14 protein-coding genes are annotated in these 19,138 nt (G+C 69.5%); 9 read left to right on the top strand and 5 right to left on the bottom strand.

Annotated elements, in window-relative coordinates; genetic code table 11:
- Positions 1–148 precede the first annotated feature (148 nt).
- Positions 149–1,285: an aminoglycoside phosphotransferase family protein gene (locus ACIP6N_RS29255; RefSeq protein ID WP_401820627.1), complete on the bottom strand. Its 1,137-nt coding sequence runs from the start codon at positions 1,283–1,285 to the stop codon at positions 149–151.
- Positions 1,286–1,517: 232 nt separating this feature from the next.
- On the opposite strand from ACIP6N_RS29255, the gene ACIP6N_RS29250 reads away from it, so the two are divergent.
- Positions 1,518–3,014, top strand: coding sequence for a hypothetical protein (locus tag ACIP6N_RS29250; RefSeq protein WP_401820625.1), 1,497 nt, complete (start codon positions 1,518–1,520; stop codon positions 3,012–3,014).
- Positions 3,015–3,035: 21 nt separating this feature from the next.
- Here the strand turns inward: ACIP6N_RS29250 and ACIP6N_RS29245 are convergent, their stop codons facing one another.
- From ACIP6N_RS29245 to ACIP6N_RS29235, 3 genes are all read right to left on the bottom strand, one after another.
- The gene (locus tag ACIP6N_RS29245; RefSeq protein ID WP_401820622.1) at positions 3,036–4,445 is read right to left on the bottom strand and encodes a PP2C family protein-serine/threonine phosphatase; all 1,410 of its coding nucleotides are present in this window, start codon (positions 4,443–4,445) and stop codon (positions 3,036–3,038) included.
- 198 nt (positions 4,446–4,643) lie between these two features.
- Positions 4,644–5,171, bottom strand: a complete 528-nt coding sequence (locus ACIP6N_RS29240; RefSeq protein ID WP_401820620.1) for an SRPBCC family protein — start codon at positions 5,169–5,171, stop codon at positions 4,644–4,646.
- A 204-nt stretch (positions 5,172–5,375) separates the two neighbouring features.
- A complete protein-coding gene (locus ACIP6N_RS29235; protein ID WP_401820618.1) occupies positions 5,376–6,179 on the bottom strand; it encodes an endonuclease I family protein in 804 nt (267 codons plus the stop codon).
- A gap of 333 nt (positions 6,180–6,512) precedes the next feature.
- Between ACIP6N_RS29235 and ACIP6N_RS29230 the strand changes: the two genes are divergently transcribed.
- The 3 genes from ACIP6N_RS29230 (at position 6,513) to ACIP6N_RS29220 (ending at position 11,237) form a co-directional block, all read left to right on the top strand.
- On the top strand, positions 6,513–7,415 hold the full coding sequence (locus ACIP6N_RS29230; RefSeq protein WP_401820617.1) for a family 16 glycosylhydrolase: 903 nt from the start codon (positions 6,513–6,515) through the stop codon (positions 7,413–7,415).
- A gap of 136 nt (positions 7,416–7,551) precedes the next feature.
- A complete protein-coding gene (locus ACIP6N_RS29225) occupies positions 7,552–8,922 on the top strand; it encodes a ricin-type beta-trefoil lectin domain protein (RefSeq protein WP_401820655.1) in 1,371 nt (456 codons plus the stop codon).
- 209 nt (positions 8,923–9,131) lie between these two features.
- A complete protein-coding gene (locus ACIP6N_RS29220; protein WP_401820653.1) occupies positions 9,132–11,237 on the top strand; it encodes an RICIN domain-containing protein in 2,106 nt (701 codons plus the stop codon).
- A 77-nt stretch (positions 11,238–11,314) separates the two neighbouring features.
- Here ACIP6N_RS29220 and ACIP6N_RS29215 read toward each other — a convergent pair whose 3' ends face one another.
- A complete protein-coding gene (locus ACIP6N_RS29215) occupies positions 11,315–11,794 on the bottom strand; it encodes a hypothetical protein (RefSeq protein ID WP_401820614.1) in 480 nt (159 codons plus the stop codon).
- A gap of 109 nt (positions 11,795–11,903) precedes the next feature.
- Here ACIP6N_RS29215 and ACIP6N_RS29210 point away from each other — a divergent pair, with 109 nt between their 5' ends.
- The 5 genes from ACIP6N_RS29210 to ACIP6N_RS29190 all read left to right on the top strand — a co-directional run bounded on the left by ACIP6N_RS29210 (position 11,904) and on the right by ACIP6N_RS29190 (position 19,115).
- Complete coding sequence (locus tag ACIP6N_RS29210; protein WP_401820612.1) at positions 11,904–12,959, top strand: LacI family DNA-binding transcriptional regulator; 1,056 nt, start codon at positions 11,904–11,906, stop codon at positions 12,957–12,959.
- A 252-nt stretch (positions 12,960–13,211) separates the two neighbouring features.
- Positions 13,212–14,573 (top strand): extracellular solute-binding protein, encoded by a 1,362-nt coding sequence (locus tag ACIP6N_RS29205; protein ID WP_401820610.1) that lies wholly within the window; start codon positions 13,212–13,214, stop codon positions 14,571–14,573.
- Positions 14,574–14,584: 11 nt separating this feature from the next.
- Positions 14,585–15,571 (top strand): carbohydrate ABC transporter permease, encoded by a 987-nt coding sequence (locus tag ACIP6N_RS29200; RefSeq protein WP_401820607.1) that lies wholly within the window; start codon positions 14,585–14,587, stop codon positions 15,569–15,571.
- A gap of 13 nt (positions 15,572–15,584) precedes the next feature.
- Positions 15,585–16,475, top strand: coding sequence for a carbohydrate ABC transporter permease (locus ACIP6N_RS29195; protein ID WP_401820605.1), 891 nt, complete (start codon positions 15,585–15,587; stop codon positions 16,473–16,475).
- Positions 16,476–16,601: 126 nt separating this feature from the next.
- Positions 16,602–19,115: a carbohydrate-binding protein gene (locus ACIP6N_RS29190; protein ID WP_401820603.1), complete on the top strand. Its 2,514-nt coding sequence runs from the start codon at positions 16,602–16,604 to the stop codon at positions 19,113–19,115.
- The last annotated feature ends 23 nt before the right edge of the window (positions 19,116–19,138 follow it).

Genomic DNA, 19,138 nt, shown 5'->3' with positions numbered 1-19,138 from the left:
CGCCGAGAACATCCCCCGGCGGCGGCCCCACCATGTCCTCGGCCTGCCCGCGGCGGAAGCGGGCCCGCCGGCCGCCCGACCGCCTTCCGGCCCTCTCACCCGCAGCACGGGACTTCTGAAACCGGCGGGTACCCTCGTACCTTCCGCACTACCGGGTACCGACGGCGGCGCGCACGGCCCGGCGCGCCAGCGCGCGGTCGTCGTGCAGGCGCCTGAGCAGCAGCCGCTGCTCCTCACCCGTCGTGGGACCGGGCTGCTGCGTCCTGGAGTGGACCGGAGAGGCAGGCGTGGTGCCGGTCCCGGGTGAGGGCTCCCGCATGGCGCGCTGCACGGCCGTCTCGTACATCCGGATCTCACGGGTCAGCACGAGCATCAGATTGACCAGGAACGCGTCACGCCGGACCGGGCCCTTCGCCTGCGCGCGCTGACTGATCTGACGGCGGGCCACGGGATCGGCTCCGAACACCGCCCACAGCGTCGCCAGGTCGTACCCGGGCAGATACCAGCCCGCGTGGTCCCAGTCGACCAGCACGGGCCCCGCGGGCGACAGCATGATGTTGGAGAGCAGCGCGTCGCCGTGACAGAACTGGCCGACGGCCTGCCCGCCGCCCGCCAGGCCGCGCAGAAGCTTCTGGAGATCACCGAGATCCCGGTCGGTGAACAGACCCAGCTCGTGGTAACGGGCGATCCTCGCCGCGTAGTCGAGGGGAGCGCCGAACAGACCCGCCTCCGGGCGCCAGCTGTTGAGACTCGCCACCGCGTCGATCGCGCTCTGCGCGTCGGCGCGCGGCACCGCCTCGGCGGGATGGCGGACCGGCGCCGCGGCCCGGCCGGGTACCCGGTCGACCACCAGCGTGCAGTTGTCGGGATCCGCCGCGATGAGCCGGGGCGCCCGGACCGGGGGCCGGTGCCGCACGAAGGCGCGGTATGCGGCTATCTCGTGCCGGAACCGCTCGACCCACACGGGGGAGTGGTCCAGAAGGCACTTGGCGACCACGGTGGCGCGTCCTGCCGATCCGACGAGTACGACGGAACGGCCGCTGCGGCGTAATACCTGGACCGGATTGAACTCCGGGGAGATGCGCTGCACGGACGTGATGGCCATCCGCAGCTGCGCACCCTGGGGACCGGACAAGTCGAGTCTCCCGCTGACCGGTTGGGTGACCGCCCCCGCCCAGCGCCGAGCCCGACCGGTGTGGTGGGGATCGAGGTACGGTCCGCTGCCGGGCATGGCCGGACGTGCGAACCGGGGCGGGGCGGACACGGGGGACGATGCTGAGTACATGGGCGATACAAATCCCTTCGTGTGCAGACGAGTTGTCTGCGCCTCCCGCCCCGGCTGCCGTGCGGCACCCTGGGGAGTGCCGCCGGCCGCCGGGCCGGGGTGGCGCGTTCCTACCCGACACCCGGCCACGGGTGGCACACCACTTGGCGAACCCTGGCGAAGCCTGGCGAATACGCCAACGGCACCTGACGGGGGGTTACTGTCAACTCAGCCGAGAACCTGGGGGCTTGACGTGAGCGGAGAACCCAACACCCGTCTGTCGGATCTGTTCGGCCTGGCCGGCTGGTCCAAGGGCGAGCTGGCGAGGTTGGTGAACAGAAAGGCGGCGGCCACGGGCCACCCCCAACTGGCCACGGACACCTCGCGCGTGAGGCGCTGGATCGACATGGGCGAGACCCCGCGAGAACCCGTGCCCGAGGTGCTGGCCTCCCTGTTCACCGAGCGGCTCGGCCGTGTCGTGACCATCGAGGACCTCGGGTTCGTGCGCAACGGACGCGCGGGAAAGCGACGGGACGCCGGGAGTGCGGACAACCCCGACGGTCTGCCGTGGGCGCCGGAACGGACGGCGGCGGTCCTCACCGAATTCACGGGAATGGACCTCATGCTCAACCGACGCGGTTTGGTGGGCGCGGGTGCCGCGCTCACCGCAGGCGGCGCGCTCAGCAGCGCCATGCACGACTGGCTTCACTCCGACCCCGTACTCTCGGCGGACACCCCTCGGTTCGACGATCCCCTGCAGGCCGATCCGGCCGGGCTCGACCGTTACGACGCCGCCCCCATCGGCTCCCAGGAGATCGAGGCCCTGGAGCATTCGGTCGACGTGTTCCGCGCCTGGGACGCCGCACGCGGCGGCGGACTCCAGCGCAAGGCCGTGGTGGGCCAGCTCAACGAGGTGGGCGGCATGCTCGCCTACCGCCATCCCGACGGACTCCAGCGGCGCCTGTGGGGGGTCGCCGCCAACCTCGCCGTTCTCGCCGGCTGGATGTCGCACGACGTCGGCCTCGAACCCACCGCGCAGAAGTACTTCGTCATCGCCACCCACGCCGCGCGCGAGGGCGGGGACCGGCCCCGCGCGGGCGAGGCACTGTCCAGAGCGGCCCGTCAGATGATCCATCTGGGCCGCCCGGACGAAGCCCTCGACCTGATGGCACTCGCCACGTCGGGGTCCGGGGAGGAGATGCTGCCGCGCACCCGGGCGATACTGCGGACCATCGAGGCATGGGCCCAGGCGTCCATGGGCCGGGGCCAGGAGATGCGGCGCACGCTCGGCGAGGCCGAGGAGCTGTTCGTGTCCGACCAGGGAGGCGACGAGCAGCCCAACTGGATGCAGATGTTCGACGAGGCGGACCTGCACGGCATGGAGGCACTGGCCTTCCGCACCCTCGCCGACCACGAGCCGGCCGCGGCGAGCGTCGCGCAGCACCACGCCAGAAAGGCGCTCGGGCTGCGGGAGGAGGGCCGGCAGCGCTCCGAGATCTTCGACTACATCTCGCTGGCTTCGGCCTGTTTCATCGGGCACGACCCGGAACAGGCCGATCGCTACGCACGGCTCGCGCTGGTGTCGATGGGGGAGACCTCCTCGCAGCGCACCTGGGACCGGCTGAGGGAGATGTACCGGCTCACCGGCCGGTACGCGGGAGACGCGAAGATCGGGGAGCTGCGTGAGGAGATCGAGCTGTCGCTCCCGCCGAAGAACCCCGCGAAGAGACAGCGGAGCGCGGACGTCTGAGTGGACCGGACCGGGGCCAGGTCAACCTCCGACCCTCGCGACCATCACGCAGGCGTCGGTGTCCCGTTCGGCGCCGCCGAACTCCTCAAGGAGCACCGTGGCGCATTCGCGCGCCGTTCCCGTCCCCGTCAGCAGCGGCGCGAGTGTCAGGAGCCGGTCCCGTCCTGATCCGGCGCGGTCGGGCGCGAGCCCGTCGGTGTGCAGCACCAGCAGGTCACCCGTCTCCAGCCGGATGTCCGCCTGTTCGTAGGCGGCACCCGGGGTCGCCCCGAGCAGCACACCGTCCGGGGGCGTCAGCGCACGCCCCGTCCCGCCGCGGAACAGCAGCGGGGCGGGGTGACCGGCCTGCGCCCAGGCGAAGGTGCGCGTCGTGGGGTCGTAACGGGAGCACAACGCGCTGCCGAGCGCGGGCTGTTCCGTGGCGTCGAGCAACTGGTTGAGATGTCCGAGCAGGGCGCCGGGCCCGATGCCCGCGACGGCCATCCCGCGTACCGCGCCCAGCAGCATGGCCGTCGCGGAGGTGGCGCCCACGCCGTGACCGGTCACATCGCCGAGGGCCAACAGGGTGTCCCCACAGGGAAGTTCCAGCGTGTCGTACCAGTCGTCGCCGATCACGGGCCCCGTGGCGGAGGGCAGATGGCGCACGGTCAGGTCCAGGGTGGCCGGACCGCTCCGGGAAGACCGCGGCGACGTGCGGCCGCGCGGGAGGAGCGCCTCGCGGAGTTCGGCGACGAGGCGCTGCTCGGTACGCTCGGCGGGCTGCCGGCGGCTGAGGGCGTCACGGGACTCCCGTACGGCACGCTCGCCTCGGCGTAACTCGCTGACGTCACGTAACACGGCCCACATGGAGGCGGTGCAGCCTCCGGGATCGAGGACGGGCTCGCCCCTCATGTGCAGCGTCCGGATCTGCCCGTCGCTCCTGACGATCCGGAACTCCCCGTCGATGGGCCTGCCGTCGATCAGGCAGTCCGTCACCATCGCCGTGAGCAGGGCCTGATCGTCCGGGAGTACCAGGGCGGGCAGTTCGTCCAGCGGCATCGGACCGATGCCGGGCGGCCGCCCGAACATCTGGTACAGCTCGTCCGACCAACTGACTTCGTCGGTGAGGAAATTCCACTCCGCGCTGCCGACCCGGCCGGTCGGCGGTCCGGTGCGCGGCACCACGCACAGATCCGTCCGGCGGCCCGCGGATCCGCCCGGTCTGCCGGCCCTGAGCTGGTCCAGATGGACGCTCAGGTCGTCGAGTTGGTGGACGGCCAGGTCGTACAGGGCCCGCTGCCAGTGCCGGAGCGTCTCGTCGTCCTCCTCGGTGTTCCCGCGCACCGCGGCCACGTCCCCGCGCAACCGGCGGGTACGGGTGATGAGCGCGTCCACCGGGCCCCATTCGGGCGGCGGGTCGGCGGGACGGTCCGCGAACAGAGGGGACGGCATCTCGAACTCCGATACGGGCGCGGCACTGCGTGGTCTGGAGGATGGACCGTTACGACTGTCGCACAGGCGCGGAAGACCCGTAGGGCGTTTGGCAACACTCGATCCGGTGGTGTCCCCGGCATATGCCATGGGCTGGGCAATATGGCTGAAATTGATCGTTCCACCTGGTCAGGGGAGGGCGGATCAGCAGCGCTGCGGTCAGGGAGAGGCGGGTCGATCCGGTGTGGGCTTCTCTTCCAGCGCCTGCTTGAGATTGTGCAGCGTCGTGCGGATGTTGCGGGTCTGGAAGGCGGCGAAGGTGTGGCCGCGGGTGGCGATCCGGTCGAAGACGTTCGCGACGGTGTCCGGCCAGGAGCGCCGGTCGTCCGTCCAGATCTCGGTGACCCGGGTGCCCCCGTCGACGGACTCGAACCGGTACTCCCAGGTGGCGATGGGGCCTTGGAGTCGCGGCTTCCTCCGTCCGATGGCGTGCACGCGGAAGGCGAACCGTTCCCCCGCGTCGGCGGCGGTCACCGTGCACCGGGTGGTCCAGCGCGCGGGCCCGCGCTTGTTGTGGCCCTCGAAGACCATGCCCACCGCGGTCTCCCGCTCACCGCCGCGTATGGTCGCCCCGAGGTTCTCCGGACTCCAGCGGCCCATCAGCGCGGGTCTGCTGACCTGTTCGTAGACCGCCGAGGGCGGCGCGGCGACGACGATGCTGCCGGAAACGGTGAATACGCGTGGCATGGCGGGCTCCGATCGTTACTACCGGACAGTAGCGTGGCGCTTCGGCCCGGGGTCCGGCGGGGATCGTCCGCAATCGTCCGCGGGAAAGGCAAAGATCCGGCCACCCGGCTGATCCGGGCTTTTCACCGTTCGTGCCGTACGGCCGTGGCACCCGCGCGGGAGGGAAGCCCCGGGGGCGCCGTCCCCGGGGCTCCCGTCACCGGCTCACCAGATGGCCTCGGCCCACTCCGGGTGGTCGACGAACGGATTGCGGTTGTGCTGGTACTGGTCGTAGATGACGTCGTTGCGGTGTTTCTCGAACGTGTCCGGCGGGTCCTCGTCGCTCCACTGCTTCAGCACGGACAGCCGGCCGATCGCCGGGCTCGACCCGTTGTTCACCTTGTCGTTCGGCTCCAGGTCGGGAAAGGCGTCGTCGCCCTCGTACCGGACCGCCATGTAGAGGATCATGCGCGCGATGTCGCCCTTGACCGCGTCCCGGGGCTCGAAGGAGTCACTGTCGGTGAAGTTGCCCGGCGCGTCCGCGACTTCGCTGCCGCCGTTGTCGAAGTCCTTGTTCCCCCGTACGCCGTTGACGCCGACCTCGCTCGGCCGCAGGTGGTGGAGGTCGGTGCCCGGTCCTGTCGAGGTGCCGAAGTCGCCGTGGGACTTGGCCCACACGTGCTCGCGGTTCCAGTCGCCGGCGTTGCCGCCGTTGCTCGTCTTCGACTGCGAGCGGCCCGTGTACAGCAGGATCACGTTCGACGGGTTCGCGGGATCCTCGTCCGTGTCCTTCAGCGCCTCCCACACCTGGCTGTAAGTGACCGTGCTCTGGTCGCTGATGATGGAGTGCAGGGCCGACTTGAGCTGCGGGCCCGTCTTGCCGAGCGCTTCCTGGTAGTAGGTGTCGTCGAGCGCGCCCGACGCCGTGGTGGCGGGAGCGGGAGTGGCCGCGGCGACGGTGGCGAGAGCCGCGGCGGCGGCGCAGAGAGCCGGCAGTACGCGCCTGGTGGGCCGTTGGCGACGGGACAAGGGAGTGTCCTCTCCGGGGGACCAGCAACGAATTCAGCGGAGCCTTCCACAGGATCGGCCACCGGGGAGTGAACATCAGGCGCTCATCATGTGCAGGTCAAGCGAGAGTAATGGCGGGGCATGGGGCGCCCCGGTGTGGCGGGGTCTGCGTCCATATGGATGTGCGGGGGTCGCGAATCTGACCAACTTTGGTCCATACCTGGTCCTTGACTGCCTCTCGCGCCATCTCTTAAATCAAGTACGCAACCAGGCGCCGGGACTGATCGGGCTTCCCAGGCCCGACCCGAGCCGCTTATGTCATGCGCATGCCCCCCACGCAAAGCGAGATGACCTGTGAAGACCTCATGGCGCCGCCGGACGGCGCTCTACGCGACCGCTCTGCTCTGCTGTTCCGGAGTGGTGGCGGCGATGCCCGCCGGAGCGGCCGCGGACACCCCCCACACCACCTCTGCCGCCGTCGCCCCTGCCGCAGGGTCGTTCTCCGACGACTTCGACGGTGACGCCGGCTCGGCCGTCGACGGCGGCAAGTGGCAGCTGGAGACCGGCGACAACGTCGACAACCACGAGCGGCAGTACTACACGGGCGGCAACAGCAACGCGGCACTCGACGGCCAGGGCCACCTGGTCATCACCGCCCGCAAGGAGAACCCGGGCAACTACCAGTGCTGGTACGGCCAGTGCGAGTACACCTCGGCCCGGCTGAACACCTCCGGCAAGTTCAGCGCGCAGTACGGACACGTCGAGACACGGATGAAGATCCCGCGCGGCCAGGGCGTGTGGCCCGCGTTCTGGATGCTCGGGGACGACATCGGCAACGTCGGATGGCCCAACAGCGGCGAGATCGACGTCATGGAGAACGTCGGCTTCGAGCCCGGGGCCGTGCACGGGACCATCCACGGTCCCGGGTACTCCGGCGCCGCCGGCATCGGTGCGGGCTACAACCTGCCCGGCGGACAGGCCTTCGCCGACGACTTCCACACCTTCGCCGTGGACTGGGCGCCGGACTCCATCACCTGGTCCGTGGACGGCAACGTCTACCAGACCCGCACGCCCGCCGATGTCGGCGGCAACCAGTGGGTCTTCAACAAGCCGTTCTTCATCATCCTCAACCTCGCGATCGGCGGTGACTGGCCCGGCGACCCCGACGGCAACACCGCCTTCCCGGCGGAGCTCGTCGTCGACTACGTGCATGCCACGACCAGCGACGTGGCTCCCCCTGGAGCGACGGACAAGTAGCGGTTTCCTCACCGGCACCCGCTCGCGGACCTCTCGGCCCGCGGGCGGGTGCCCTCGCAGAAGTGGACGGTGAACTCCCGTGAGTCCCGAAGGCACCCCCGCTCGCAGTTCCCGGAAGCGCCTCAGACCCTTCGCCCTGCCGGCCGCGTTGCTCCTCGCGGCCTGTGCCTCGCTCGTGAGCGCCCCCACACCCGCCGGCGCCGCCGTCACGGCGGTCGGTCCGATCACGGGACTCGGCGGCAAATGCGTGGATGTGGCATCCGCGAGCTCCGCCAACGGGACCCCCGTCCAGCTCTACGACTGCAACGGTTCGGCCGCCCAGCAGTGGGACATCCGCTCCGACGGCACGATCCGGTCACTCGGCAAATGCCTGGACGTGAAGGACAACAGCACCGCGAACGGCGCGCTGCTCCAGCTCTGGGACTGCGCGGGCTCGGCGAACCAGCGCTGGTCGGTCTCGGCCGCACGGGACATCGTGAACACCCAGGCAGACAAGTGCCTGGACGTGAAGGACAGCGCCACGGCCAACAGCACACCGCTGCAGATCTGGACCTGCACGGGAGCGGCCAACCAGAAGTGGACCGCGCCCTCGGGCAGCAGCGGTGGCGGCGACCCGCAGCCTCCCGCCGCCGGAGCGATGGCCGTCGCTCCGTACCTCTACAACGGCTGGGGCAGCCCGCCGAACCCCACCACGGTCATGAACGCGACCGGCGTGAAGTGGTTCACGCTGGCCTTCGTCCTCAGCAACGGTTACTGCAACCCGCAGTGGGACGGCGGACGGCCGCTCACCGGCGGGGTGGACCAGCAGACCGTCAACACCGTGCGTGCCGCGGGCGGTGACATCATCCCGTCCTTCGGCGGCTACAGCGGAAACAAGCTGGAGAGCTCCTGCTCCAGCGCGGGCGAGCTGGCGGCGGCGTACCAGAAGGTGATCAGCGCGTACGGTCTCAAGGCGATCGACATCGACCTCGAAGCCGACGCCTACAGCAACACGACGGTCCAGCAGCGCACCGTGGACGCGCTGAAGACCGTCAAGGCGAACAACGCGGGCCTCAAGGTCTACCTCACCATCGGCACCAACCAGAGCGGCCCCGACACCGGCCTGATCAACCGCGCGGCCTCCTCGGGACTGACTGTCGACAGCTGGACGATCATGCCCTTCGATTTCGGCGGCGCCGGACAGAACATGGGCACCCTCACGACCCGGGCGGCCGACGGCCTGAAGAACGCGGTGAAGAACGCGTACGGCTACAGCGACGACCAGGCGTACCGCTCCACGGGCATCTCCTCGATGAACGGCATCACCGACGACAACGAGACGGTGACCCTCGCGGACTTCCGCACCATCCTCGCCTACGCCCAGCAGCACCACCTGGCCCGCCTGACCTTCTGGTCCCTCAACCGCGACCGGCCGTGCTCCGGCGGATATCCCAACGACGACACCTGCAGCGGCGTGAGCCAGCAGGCCTGGGACTTCACCCGCGTCTTCGCCCCGTACGCCGGCTGAACCGCCAAGGAGAACCCGTGAATTCACGTAACCACGGCCGCGGTTCCCTCCGCCGCCGCGGACACAGACCCTCGCTCACCACCCTGCTGGCCGCCGCGGCGTCCCTCTGTACGGCGCTGGTCGGTGTGGCGCCCCAGCAGCACGCCGAGGCGGCGTCCAGGACCACTTCCCCGACCGCGTCCACCTCCAGGGCCGCGTCCACGTCCACGGTGAAGGCCGCGGCGGCCCTGCCCACCGGCTGGGTCAACGTGGTCAACAAGGGCAGCGGCAAGTGTGTCGACGCGGCTGCCGCGGCCACCGCCAACGGCACGGTCGTCCAGCAGTACAGCTGCAACGGATCGCTCGCCCAGCACTGGAGCCTCACCTCGACCGGCAACGGCCGGTTCAAGGTCGGCAGCCGCAACGCGGCCGACCAGGTCTGGGACGTGAAGGACGTCTCGACCGCCGACAACGCCCCCATCCAGCTCTGGCTGTACGGCGGCGGCAGCAACCAGCAGTGGCAGCCGGTGGAAGAGGCGGACGGCGCCTACCACTTCGTCAACGGCCTCAGCGGCAAGTGCCTCGACGTGCCGTCGGCCTCGACCGCCGACAGCGTGCAGCTCAGCCAGTACACCTGCAACGGCACGGCGGCCCAGTCCTTCCGGCTGGCCCCGGCAGATCCCGCGCCCCCGGCCGGCACCCCGGACCTCGGGCCCAACGTCACGGTCTTCGACCCGTCGATGCCGGCCGCGACGATCCAGTCCAAGGTCAGCGCGGTCTTCAAGCAGCAGGAGACCAATCAGTTCGGCGCGCAGCGGCAGGCGTTCCTGTTCCGCCCGGGCAACTACAACGTCGACGTCAACGTCGGCTTCTACACCCAGGTCGCCGGGCTCGGCCTCAATCCGGACGACGTGAACATCAACGGCGCCGTGCACGCGGAGGCCGACTGGTTCCCGCCGCAGAACGCCACGCAGAACTTCTGGCGCAGCGCCGAGAACCTGTCGGTCACCCCCACCGGGGGCACCGACCGGTGGGCGGTCTCCCAGGCCGCCCCGTACCGCAGGATGCATGTCCGCGGCAACCTCGCTCTGGACGACGGCGGTTGGGCCAGCGGCGGCTTCATGGCCGACAGCAAGGTCGACGGCCAGGTCAATTCGGGTTCGCAGCAGCAATGGCTGTCGCGCAACACCGAATGGGGCAGCTGGACCGGCTCCAACTGGAACATGGTGTTCGTCGGCGCGAAGAACGCGCCCGCGAACAGTTTCCCCAACCCGCCCTACACCACGGTCGCCCAGACCCCGCAGGTACGGGAGAAGCCCTTCCTGTACGTCAACTCGGCCGGTGACTACCAGGTGTTCGTGCCCGCGCTGCGCGCCAACTCCTCGGGTACGACCTGGTCGGGCGGCGCCCCGGCCGGTACGTCGATCCCGCTCGACCAGTTCTACATCGCGAAGCCCGGCGCGACGGCCGCGGACATGAACGCGGCACTGGCGCAGGGCAAGAACCTGCTCGTCACCCCCGGCGTCTACCACCTCGGCCAGGCACTCAACGTGACCCGTCCCGACACCGTGGTCCTCGGGCTCGGCCTCGCGACCCTCGTCCCCGACAACGGCGTCAGCGCGATGAACGTCGCCGACGTCGACGGTGTGAAGATCGCCGGTCTGCTCATCGACGCGGGTCCCGTCAACTCCGCGCGCCTGATGACGGTCGGCCCCGACGGCTCGAACCAGAGCCACGCCACCGACCCCACCTCGCTGCACGACGTGTTCTTCCGCATCGGCGGCGGCGGTGTCGGCAAGGCGACCACCAGCCTGGTCGTCAACAGCCGCAACGTCATCGGCGACCACATGTGGCTCTGGCGGGCCGACCACTCCACCGGGGTCGGCTGGAACACGAACACCGCCGACACCGGTCTGATCGTGAACGGCGCCGACGTCACCATGTACGGCCTCTTCGTCGAGCACTACCAGAAGTACCAGACGATCTGGAACGCCAACGGCGGCAAGACGTACTTCTACCAGAACGAGATGCCGTACGACCCGCCGGACCAGGCATCCTGGATGAACGGCAGTACGCAGGGCTACGCGGCCTACAAGGTGGCCGACGGCGTCACCAGCCACCAGGCGTTCGGTCTCGGCAGCTACTGCTTCTTCAGCTCGAACCCCTCGGTGACCGCGGAGCACTCCTTCGAGGCACCCAACAACCCCAACGTCCGCTTCACCAACATGGTGTCGGTGTCCCTCGGCGGTACGGGAACCATCCGGCACGTCATCAACGACAGGGGAGGCCCCGCCAACTCCGCCTCGAACGTGGCCAATCTGGTCAGCTACCCGTAGGCCCTCCCCGGCCGGCGGGAAGGCCGAGGAAAACGCCCCTGGGCACCGGCGGTACGCGGGTGCCCAGGGGCGCTCCCTCACGACGCGGGCCCCGCCTCCAGGAACCGCCGCCTGCGCGGGCCCCGGTAGAGCAGCGCCTCCCACCCGAGGCGTTCCAGCACGGCGGCGCACGCGGTGAGCGCGCGCTCCTCGTCCTGCGCGGCCCCGCCGCCCGGCGGGCCGACCCATTCCACCCGTACCGCGCCCGGCTGTTCGCCCGCCTGTACGCGGAAGCCCGTCGCGGTCCGCCGCCCCGCGCCGTCCAGGGCGGACGGCGCCATGCCCGCCGCCTCCAGCGCCAGCGCGACCGCCCGCACCGGCCGGCGGCGCTCCCAGTCCGCCGGGACGGCGGCGGGATCGCCCGCGCCCCGGTTGGTCAGCCTGCGGATCTGCAACAGCCCCTCGAACGCGACCCGTACGTCGGTCTCCCGTACTCCGGGCTCCGCGCCGGGCACCGGTCCGTCGCCCGTCGCCGCGGCGAAGCCGCCGTCCCGCTCCGCGCCGTCGTCAGCCACCACGCCCCCACTCTGCCAGGCGGTCCGGTACCTGAGCCTCGCACCGCAGGCTGTTGATAATTTGCGTAATTGATCTTAATCTTTTGCGCAGCCGGTTGGTAGGTTGTCGGATGTGAAGAAAAGACTCTCTCAGGTGGCCGAGTTCGCCGGTGTCAGCGAGACGACAGCGCGGCGCGTGCTCAACGGGGCCACGGACGTCGCGCCCGCGACCCGCGACGCGGTGCTGACCGCCATGGACGTCTGCGGGTTCGAAAGGCCCCGCGAACTCCAGCGACCACGGGCGGCGCTGGTCGGGCTCGTCGTGCCCGACCTGCAGAATCCGATCTTCCCCGCGTTCGCGGAGGCGCTCGCGGGACTGCTGAACAAACGCGGTCTCATACCGGTGCTGTGCACCCGTACGGCCGACGGCGTCTCGGAGGCGCACTACATCGACATGATCCTCAGGCAGAACATCGGCGGGATCATCTTCGTCGGCGCCAGTTACGCCGACGCGGGACCCGAGCAGGGCCGGGCCCTGCGCGAGCGGCAGGTGCCGATCGTCCTGCTCAACGCGGCGGACGAGAATCTGGGCGTCGCCCAGGTGTCCATCGACGACGCGGCCTCGGCACAGCAGGTGCTCGGGCACCTCGAGGCGATGGGACACGAGCGGATCGGCATGATCCTCGGGCCGGTCGGCCATGTCCCCTCGGCCCGCAAACTCGCCGGATACCAGGCCTTCTGCGGTACCAGGGACGGCCTCAGGGATGACTGGCGCAAGCTGGTGGCCCACGGCCTCTTCTCGATGGAGGGCGGTGCGACGGCGCTTCCGCGACTTCTCGCCGAAGGCGTCACCGCGGTGGTCTGCGCAAGCGACGCACTCGCTCTTGGCGCGATCCGGGCCGCCAGGCGGCAGGGGCTGCGCGTGCCGGAGGACCTCTCCGTCGTCGGCTTCGACGACTCTCTGTACATGGTGGCCACCGACCCGCCGCTGACGACGGCCCGTCAGCCGGTCCAGGCGATGGCGGCCGCGGCCGTCGCCTCGCTGGCCTCCCAGATGAAGGGCCACGCGGCCGCCGGCGAACAGATGATGTTCGACACCGAACTGATCGTGCGCAGCTCCACGGCGCCTCCCGGGCGTACGGCGGGCCGTCGGGGAAGCCGCGCGGGAGGCGGCGCGCGCACCAGCTGACCCACCGCCGGCGGACGGACCGCCACGGAGGAGGGGCCCGGCCGCCGGGTCCCTTTTTCGTCATGTCCGGTCTGAGCGTCGGCCCGGTGGTGACGGCGTGTTACCGGCGCAAGCGGTGTCAGATTAAGTTCTTGCGCAGACTCATTGACTTCTTGCGTCATCCACTTTTACTGTCAGCGCCGTTGAGACGACGCAGAGGACCAAGCCCCCTGCAAGTCACGCACTCCCTTTGCAGGAAGGCATGGGATCGCCATGAACGGCATCACAAGACGGCAGGCCCTCGGTCTGGCTGTGGGCACCTCGCTCTCGCTCGGCCTCGCGGGCTGTGGCGGCTCCTCCGCGTCCTCCTCCGGCGTGGACAAGAACGGCGTGGTGACCATCAGCGTCAACGGCATGCCGACGAAGACCCAGCCCGCGGACCGCAAGGACTACGAGGACCTGGTCAGGCAGTTCGAGGCCAGCCACCCGAAGATCAAGATCGACGCCCGCGAGGGCCAGATGGACCCGAAGACCTTCGCGGCGAAGCTGGCGGGCGGTCAGCTGGAGGACGTCTTCTACGTCTACTTCACCGACCCCGCCGGGCTGATCCAGCGTCACCAGGCCGCCGACATCACGCCGTACCTCAAGGGTGTGCCGTACCTGGGGGACATACGCCCCGAGCTGCAGGACGTCTTCAAGGGCGCCGACGGCAAGATCTACGGCCTGCCGACCGGCAACTACTCGCTCGGCCTGCTCTACAACCGTGACCTGTTCAAGAAGGCGGGCCTCGACCCGGACCGGCCGCCGGTCACCTGGGACGAGGCGCGCACGGCCGCCAGAAAGATCAGCGCCCTCGGCGACGGCATAGTCGGCTACGCCGACTACAGCAAGAACAACCAGGGCGGCTGGCACCTCACCTCATGGATCTACTCCATGGGCGGCGAGGTCGCCACGCAGCAGGGCGGCCGGTGGAAGGCCGCGTTCAACAGCGACGCCGGCCACCGGACCCTCCAGGCGCTGCACGACATGCGCTGGACCGACAACAGCATGGGCACCAGGCAGCTCCTGGAGATCGGCGACGTCCAGAAGATGATGGGCGCGGGCAAGCTCGGGATGTACATGGCCGGCCCGGACAACCTCCCCACCATCGTCAAGCAGTTCGAGCGCAAGTACGAGGAGTACGGTCTCGCCGCGCTGCCGGGCAGCGCCACCCTCGGTGGCGGAGACGGCTTCATGTTCAACCCGAAGGCGTCGCCCGAGAAGATCAAGGCCGGCCTCCAGTGGATCCAGTGGAAGTACCTCAACCCGGACCGCGAAGAGGCGAACGTCAAGAAGTTCGCGGCCCTCGGCGTTCCGGTCGGTCTGCCGCAGCCGAACCTCTTCGCCGGCCAGGCGCAGGTCAAGGAAGACGCGATCCACGCCAAGTACGCCAACGTGCCGCAGCGCAACTACAAGCCGTTCGTCGACCGCAGCCCCGACGTCGCGGTCAAGGTCGAGCCGCCGAACGCCCAGCAGATCTACACCGTCCTCGACAGTGTCATGCAGGCCGTGCTGACCAAGAAGGACGCCAACTTCGACCAGCTCCTCGGCGACGCCCAGAAGAAGGTCGACACCATCCTCGCCACGGCCAAGTGAGCCGGCGGCAGATGACCACCGACGCACCGCCTTCACCGGCGGCCTCCCCGGAGGCAGCCCGCACCGCCCGCACCGCCGGGGGCAGGACCGGGGCGGCCGGGCCCGGGCGGACACCGGCGGACACCGGCCGCCGAAGGCGCCGTATCCGCGAGAGCCTGACCGGCTACCTGTTCCTGGCCGCCGGCATCCTCTGCTTCGCGCTGTTCTCCTGGTACCCCATCGTGCGGGGCCTGCTGCTCAGTTTCCAGCAGGTCAACTTCACCGAACCCGCCCGGTGGGTCGGCCTCGACAACTTCCAACGCCTCTTCGAAGACCCGCTGTTCGCCACCGCCTGGCGCAACACCGGCTGGTTCAGCCTGCTCGCGCTGGTCTTCGGCTTCGCGGCCCCCTTCGCCACCGCGCTCGTCCTGAACGAACTGCGGCACGGCCGGACGTATCTGCGGATGACCGTCTACCTGCCGGTGATGCTGCCTCCGATCGTCACGATGCTGCTGTGGCGCTGGTTCTACGATCCCGGCCCCGGACTCTTCAACAACGTCCTCGAAACCCTCCATCTGCCCGTACAGCAGTGGCTGGAGTCGGAGAACCTGGCGATGATCTCGCTGGTCCTGGTCTCCACCTGGGCCAACATGGGCACCACCACACTCATCTACCTCGCGGCGCTCGGTGCGATCCCCGGCGAACTGTACGAGGCGGCCGAGCTGGACGGAGCGTCGATCCGGCGGCGGCTATGGCACGTGACCGTGCCGCAGATGCGCTTCATCCTGATGATCACGCTGCTGCTCCAGGTCATCGGCACCATGCAGGTGTTCGTCGAGCCGTTCGTGCTCACCGGCGGTGGCCCCGATGACGCCACCGTCACCGTCCTGCTGCTGCTCTACCGCTACGCGTTCGTCTACAACGACTTCGGCCTGGCCAGCGCCATGAGCACTCTGCTCTTCCTGGTGCTCGGTCTCTTCGCGGGCGTCTATCTGCGCCTGACCAGGACCAAGGGCTGAGAGGAAACCCGTCATGGCTGCCGAAGAGACCCCCGTACGCACCCTGATCGCCCCGACCGAGATGACCCGTCGCACCGGCAGGTACCTCTACCGGTTCGTGCTCGCCGCGACGCTGACCGGATTCACCCTCGCCTTCGTCTTCCCGCTCTACTGGATGGTGACCGGCGCCTTCAAGTCCTCGGCGGAGCTGGCCGATCCGAACCCCGGCCTGCTGCCGCGGAGCTGGCATCCGGACAGTTACGCGGGCGCCTGGCAGAACGTCGGACTCGGCCAGTACTTCCTCAACACCTTCCTGCTGGCCGCCGGAGCCTGGCTGCTCCAGCTGGTCGTGGACGTCGCCGCCGCCTACGCGCTCTCCAAACTCCGTCCCGTACTGGGCAATGTGGTCCTCGGCATGATGCTCGCCACCCTGATGCTGCCGGTCTCCGCGCTGCTCGTGCCGACCTATCTGACGGTGGTCGACGTCCCGCTGGTCCACCTCAACCTGATCAACACGCCCTGGGCGATCTGGCTCCCGGCCTGCGCCAATGCCTTCAACATCTTCATCCTGAAGCGGTTCTTCGACCAGATACCCGCCGAACTCCTCGACTCCGCCCGGATCGACGGCGCCGGCACCCTGCGGATCCTCGTCTCGGTGGTGCTGCCCCTGTCCCGATCCGTGCTGGCCGTGGTCTCCATCTTCGCGGTCGTCGGCGTGTGGAAGGACTTCCTCTGGCCGATGCTCGTCCTGCCCGACCCGGCCAGGCAGCCCATCACCGTCGCGCTCAACCGTCTCTCCACCGACATGCCGGCCAACCAACTGCTCGCCGGGATGGTCATGGCCAGTGTCCCGCTGCTGGTGCTCTTCCTGATCTTCCAGCGCAACATCGTCGCCGGCCTCACCGCGGGCAGCCTCAAGGGCTGAACACCCCTCCCGTACCTGCCTGTTTCCCCGGCCCCCTTGTTCTCCGCGACGACGGACCGTCGCGGCAGCCATCCCCCCGGCACCCCACTGTCAGGCAGCGGTGCTCTTACGGAAGGACACACCGTCGTGTCACCACTACCGAGACCACGAGCCGTATCCGCGCGGCTGATCCCCGCACTCGTCCTGTCCCTGCTGTTCGCCCTGGTGTACGGGCCCCTCGCGTCGTCCGCGCACGCCGCCACCAGCACCCTGGAAGCCGAGTCGGCCGCACTCTCCGGAGGCGCCGCGGTCTCCACCGAGCACCCCGGCTACACCGGCAGCGGCTTCGTCGGCGGCTACACCGACGGCAACAAGGGCAAGGCCTCCACCTCGTTCACCGTGCAGTCGGCGGGCGCCGGAGACGGGTCCGTGAAGATCCGCTACGCCAACGGCACCACCGCCACGATGACACTGAGCCTGTACGCCAACGGCACCAAGGTCCGTCAGGTGAGCCTGCCGCCCACCGCGAACTGGGACACCTGGACCACCCACGACGAGGCCCTGACCTATCAGAAGGGTGCCAACACCGTCGCCCTGACGTTCACCACCGCGGACAGCGGCAACATCAACCTCGACAACATCGTCGCGAACACACCGGACGGCACCCCCACCGACCCGCCGGCCGACACGCCCGCCCTCCAGGCCGAGACCACCTACTTCTCCGGCGGCGCCTCCGCCGCGGCCTCCGTCAGCGGCTACACCGGCAGCGGCTACCTCACCGGCTTCACCACCGCCGGGGCACGCGCCGTCTACGCCGTCAACTCCCCATCCGCCGCGACCCGTTCCGTCTCCGTGCGCTACCGCACCCCGGACAGCACGGTCGCGACCATCAGCCTCACCACCAACGGCACCAAGGTCCGCCAGCTCTCGCTGCCGGGCACCGCGGGCGCCTGGAAGTCCGCCACCACGGACGCGCCGCTGCGCGCACAGCTCAACACACTGACCCTGCGCACCGAGTCCGGTGACAACGGCAACCTCCAGCTGGACGGCATCACGGTCACCGGCTCCGCCGCCACCAGCACCCGGGGCGCGACCGTCCCGTACACCACGTACGAGGCGGAGAGCGGCACCACCAACGCCTCCACCATCGGGCCCGACCGCACCTACCTCTCCGTGCCGTCCGAAGCCTCGGGACGCAAGGCCGTCGTCCTCGACCAGACCGGCGAGTACGTACAGTTCACCCTCACCAAGCCGGCCAACGCGGTGACCCTGCGCTACTCCCTGCCCGACACCAGCCCCTCCGCCACACTCAGCGTCTACGCGGGCTCCACCCACATCCGCGACCTCGACCTGACGACCAAGTACAGCTGGGTGTACGGCGCCTACCCGTACAACAACGATCCCTCGCAGGGCTCGGGCCACCACTTCTTCGACGAAACCCGTTCCCTCATCGGGGACTTCCCGGCCGGCACCGTGCTGAAGTTCCAGAAGGACGCGGGTGACACAGCCGCCTCCTACACCCTGGACCTCGTCGAGACCGAGACCGTCCCCGCCGACCAGGCCATGCCGTCCTCCGGCTTCGTCTCCGCCACCACCCTCGGTGTCACACCGAACGACGGCAGCGACGACACCTCGGCCCTCAACTCGGCCGTCTCCACGGCCAAGTCCCAGAACAAGGGGCTCTGGCTGCCGGCCGGTACGTACAACATCTCGGGCCACGTCAACCTCACCGGCGTCGCTTTCCGGGGCGCGGGCGAGTGGTCCACCGTCCTGCGGGGCAGCAACGGCAAGGGCGGTCTCTTCGGGCAGGGCGGCACCAGCACCGTCCAGGACCTGACCATCGCCGGAGACGTGACGTACCGCGACGACGCCAACTTCGACGCGGGCATCGAAGGGAACTTCGGCAACGGCTCGACCTTCCAGGACATCTGGATCGAACACACCAAGGTCGGCCTCTGGATCGATTCCCCCACCAACGGCCTGTACACGAGCGGCCTGCGGATCCGCGACACCTTCGCGGACGGGGTCAGCCTCCACAAGGGCACCGCCAACACCGAGCTGTGGAACTCCAGTGTCCGCAACACCGGCGACGACGGTCTCGCGATGTTCTCCGAAGGCCAGGCGGTGACGAACAGCGCCTTCCGCTTCAACACCGTCCAGGTGCCGCTGCTCGCCAACACGGTCGGCATCTACGGCGGCACCGCCAACCGCGTCGAGGACAACGTCCTCTCCGACACGGTCACCGCCTCCGCGGGCATCGCGATCAGCAGCCGCTTCGCGCCCGTCCCGTTCAGCGGCACCACCTCCGTCCAGCGCAACACACTCCAGCGCACCGGCGGCTTCGAGCCCAACTGGCAGAGCAAGTTCGGCGCCCTGTGGATCTACGCCGACTCCTCCGACATCACCGCGCCCGTCCTCGTCCAGGACATCGACATCCTCGACTCCACCTACAGCGGCGTCCTGATCTCGTTCAACAAGACCATCAGCAATCTGACGCTGAAGAACATCAAGATCCAGAACACCGGCGCCTACGGACTGGAGATCCAGTCGGCCGGCTCCGGCACCTTCTCCGGTGTCACCGTCTCCGGCGCCGCCTCCGGAGGGCTCAACTCCTCCGGGGGCTTCACCATCACGCGCGGCAGCGGCAACTCCGGCTGGTAGCCGCACCATCCGGCGCGGGCCCG

It is taken from the genome of Streptomyces sp. NPDC088725, assembly GCF_044751305.1.
GTDB lineage: Bacteria > Actinomycetota > Actinomycetes > Streptomycetales > Streptomycetaceae > Streptomyces.
This window is presented reverse-complemented; position numbering and strand designations above follow the sequence as displayed.